Source organism: Paracoccus sp. M683 (genome assembly GCF_007096355.1).
Classification (GTDB): Bacteria; Pseudomonadota; Alphaproteobacteria; order Rhodobacterales; family Rhodobacteraceae; genus Paracoccus.
Genome location: NZ_VKDF01000045.1, coordinates 1 through 3,429, shown reverse-complemented (window position 1 = coordinate 3,429; position 3,429 = coordinate 1). Strand labels below are relative to the sequence as shown.

The following is a 3,429-nucleotide window of genomic DNA, read 5'->3' as shown; positions in this document are numbered from 1 at the left end:
CTAGGTCATGTTGACAAATGACGGAGCCAGAGGCGGATCGACGTGATGTCAATGAAGCCGAGAAAGCTTTCCGCCGTCTTGTCGTAGCGGGTCGCGACACGCCTGGCGTTCTTGAGCTTGTTGAAGCAGCGTTCGACCAGATTGCGCAGGCGATACAGCGAACGATCGACACCAATCCGTTTTTTGCGGGACTTGCGCATCGGTATCACGGGCAGGACGTTGCGCGCCTCCATGCCGTCTCTGATCTTGTCTGCATCGTAGCCGCGATCTGCGAGCAGCACGCTCGGGCGGGGCAGATTATCCACCATCACCAGATCGAAGCCGAGATAGTCCGACGTCTGGCCCGGCGTGATCTCTGTTCTCATAGGTAGCCCGTGCGCGTTGACCAGAAGGTGGATCTTGGTCGTAAAGCCACCTCGAGAACGGCCGAAACCTTGTCGCGGAGTCCCCCTTTAGCGCCCGCTGCCTGATGGTGGGCACGGATCACGGTGCTGTCGATCATTTGCAGGGCGCTTGGCACGGCTCCGCTCTGGTTCAGGGCATCCATGATTTCCTCCCACAGGCCTGCCAGCGTCCAGCGCCGGAACTGCCGATAGACGCTTGACCATTTGCCGAACTCGGCAGGTAGGTCCCGCCATGGCGCACCGGTGCGTGCGATCCAGAATATGCCATCAAGAACGAGGCGGTGGTTGGTGGGCTTGCGCCCGTTCGGGGCGCGGACGGCGAAGATGAAGCGCTCAAAGAACGCCCACTCCTCGTCCGACATAAGGTCTCGTGCCAAGCTGGTCTCCATCGCAGATGCCAGCTTGAATCATGCCCCAAGCCCAAGGGGAATCCCTTTTGTCAACACGACCTAACTCCGCCGCCTCAGGTCGCGGAGCTCAGGTTCACACGTTGCATCAGCGCCTCGGCGCTTTCCTTTCGCTCGGAATAGCGGTCAACCAGGTAATCTTTGCGATCGCGGGTCAGCAGGGTGAACTTGATCAACTCCTCCATCACGTCCACGATGCGGTCGTAAAGAGGCGACGGGCGCATCCGACCCGCCTCGTCAAATTCCTGAAACGCCTTCGGCACCGAGGATTGATTGGGGATGGTCAACAGCCGCATCCAGCGGCCAAGGATGCGCATCTGATTGACCGCATTGAAGCTTTGCGAGCCGCCCGAGACCTGCATCACGGCCAGCCTTTTGGCCTGCGTCGGACGGACAGCGCCGTCGGACAGCGGAATCCAGTCGATCTGCGTCTTCATCAACCCGCTCATGGCGCCGTGTCGTTCGGGGCTGGACCAGACCATGCCTTCACACCAGGTCACCATCTGGCGCAACTCGGCCACCTTGGGATGGCTGGCATCGACGCCGTCATCCACCAGCGGCAGGCCCGACGGATTGAAGAACCGCACCTCGGCGCCAAGTCGGGTCAGGATGCGCCCGGCCTCCTCGGCCGACAGGCGCGAGAAGCTGCGCGCCCGCAGCGAGCCATAAAGGATCAGTATCCGTGGCGGATGGGTGGTCGTGGCCGGGGCCAGCAGCCGGTCCCGGTCGATGCCGGGGAACAGGTCGTCGGTGATATTGGGCGTCTCAGACAAGGCGATGTCCCTCGCGGTCGATGATCACGTCGCCGTCCTCGTTGGTCAGCCCGCAATCAGCGGGATCACGATGTAAAGGATGACCGACAGGATCAGCGTTTCCCACGGCACCGAAATATCGGTGACGCCCAGCAGGAAGGCGACGATCGGCGCGAAGGCCACCACCATGATCAGGTCGTTGACCGAGACCTGCACCAGCGTGAAGTTCGGGTCGCCGCGGGTGAGCTGCGACCAGACGAAGACCATCGCCGTGCAGGGCGCCGCACCCAGCAGGATCAGACCGCCGATGTACTGGTCGGCCTCGGTCGGTGTGGTCAGGCCTGCATAGAGATGCTTGAAGAACAGCACCGCCAGCAGGGCCATGGTAAAGGGCTTGATCAGCCAGTTGATGGTCAGCGTGACGACCAGCCCTTTCGATGTCTGGCCGACATTCTTCAACGCCGAGAAATCTATGGCGATCATCATCGGATAGACCATCGCCCAGATCAGCACGGCCACCGCCAGGTTGACCGACGCGAATTGCAGGTCGGCCAGCACCCCGAACAGGCCCGGCAGCATCGTTCCCAAGGCAATACCGGCAACGATGCAGAGAAAGACCCAGAGGGTCAGCCATCGCTCGAACAGGCTCATGCCGAAGCTCCCTCGTCGGTCAGGCAGAAGGCGCCGCCCGGTGGCGGGGTCAGGGTCGCAATGAAGCCGGCGAGCGGGCCAAGCGTCTGCGGGTTCAGCGCATAGCAGGTGCGCGGGCCGTCGATCTCGCCGGTGATGACGCCAGCCGCCTTGAGGATGCGCAGATGTTCCGAGACGGTGGACTGGGCCAAGCCTACCTTATCCACGATGGTGCCACCGATGCAGCCCGGCCTGGCCAGCAACAGCCGCAGTATGCGGATCCGGGCAGGGTGCGCCAAAGCCTTGGCCAGCGTGGCCAATGTGTCTTCATCTTTCTGCATCGCCTCAAACTCATCTCAATATCGTTAATCGTCGATTAACGATATCTTCGAGCATATGCAACCTCGATTTCGCCATGCTAGGTATGGCATGGGCGACCAATACGTTCAGGGGGTTGAGAGAGGAATGCTCGTCTCTCGCAGAATGATGATAATGGGTGCGGTCACTTTGGCGGCACCTTGCGTGAATGCGCAGACCAAGGCCACCTTCCGCTTTGCCCTGACCCCGGTTTTTCTGGACAACGATGCCGAGGTGATCGCTGCCCTGCAATCGGCGCTGGCCGTCGCGATGGGCCAGGACATCGAACTTGTCCAGCGCCGCACCTATCAGGAAATCAGTGGCGCCTTGCTGGACGGCTCGGTCGATGCCGCCTGGACCTGCGGTTATCCCTATCTGCAGCACAGCGCCGAGCTTAGCTTGCTGGGCGCACCGGTCTGGAACGGGAAGCCGCTTTATCAATCCTATCTGATCGCCGGCGTCGATGACGACGCGACCGATCTGGACGGGCTGAAAGGCGGCACGCATGCCTTTTCCGATCCCGACAGCAATTCTGGATATCTGGTCACGGCGTCCAACCTCGCGCGTCTTGGTGAAACGCCCGAGCGGTTCTTCTCACGTTCGATCTTTACCTTCGGGCACCGCAATGTCGTGCGCGCGGTGGCGGGCGGGCTGACCCGATCCGGCAGCGTCGACGGCTATGTCTGGGAAGCCCTGAGCGCGGTCGAGCCCAACCTGACCGGGCGCACGAAAGTCGTCGCTAAATCGGAATGGCTGGGCTTTCCGCCTTTCGTCGCCCGGTCTGACCGCTTGCAAGAACCGGCGGTCACCGCCTGCGCATCGGCGCTGCTGGCACTGGATCAGACCGAAAAAGGCCGCGCCGCGCTGAGGTTGCTGCAC

4 protein-coding genes and 1 pseudogene are annotated in these 3,429 nt (G+C 61.8%); 1 reads left to right on the top strand and 4 read right to left on the bottom strand.

Annotated features, from left to right (window positions below; all coding sequences use genetic code 11):
* Window positions 1–5 precede the first annotated feature (5 nt).
* The 4 genes and pseudogenes from FNJ84_RS21605 to FNJ84_RS21590 form a co-directional block, all read right to left on the bottom strand.
* Window positions 6–793 (bottom strand): IS5 family transposase gene (locus FNJ84_RS21605; RefSeq protein WP_143795259.1). Its coding sequence is split into 2 segments (ribosomal slippage): window positions 6–454 and window positions 454–793, totalling 789 coding nucleotides; the frame shifts between segments, so codons are not numbered across the junction.
* Between the two features lie 74 nt (window positions 794–867).
* The gene (arsH, locus tag FNJ84_RS21600; protein WP_143795258.1) at window positions 868–1,584 is read right to left on the bottom strand and encodes an arsenical resistance protein ArsH; all 717 of its coding nucleotides are present in this window, start codon (window positions 1,582–1,584) and stop codon (window positions 868–870) included.
* Between the two features lie 48 nt (window positions 1,585–1,632).
* Window positions 1,633–2,214: pseudogene (locus FNJ84_RS21595) on the bottom strand (arsenic resistance protein); the annotation flags it as partial.
* Window positions 2,211–2,534 (bottom strand): helix-turn-helix transcriptional regulator, encoded by a 324-nt coding sequence (locus FNJ84_RS21590; protein ID WP_143795257.1) that lies wholly within the window; start codon window positions 2,532–2,534, stop codon window positions 2,211–2,213. The pseudogene FNJ84_RS21595 and the gene FNJ84_RS21590, both read right to left, overlap by 4 nt.
* Window positions 2,535–2,715: 181 nt before the next feature.
* Between FNJ84_RS21590 and FNJ84_RS21585 the strand changes: the two genes are divergently transcribed.
* Window positions 2,716–3,429: PhnD/SsuA/transferrin family substrate-binding protein (locus FNJ84_RS21585; RefSeq protein ID WP_255471373.1), on the top strand; the 714-nt coding region annotated here is incomplete at its 3' end.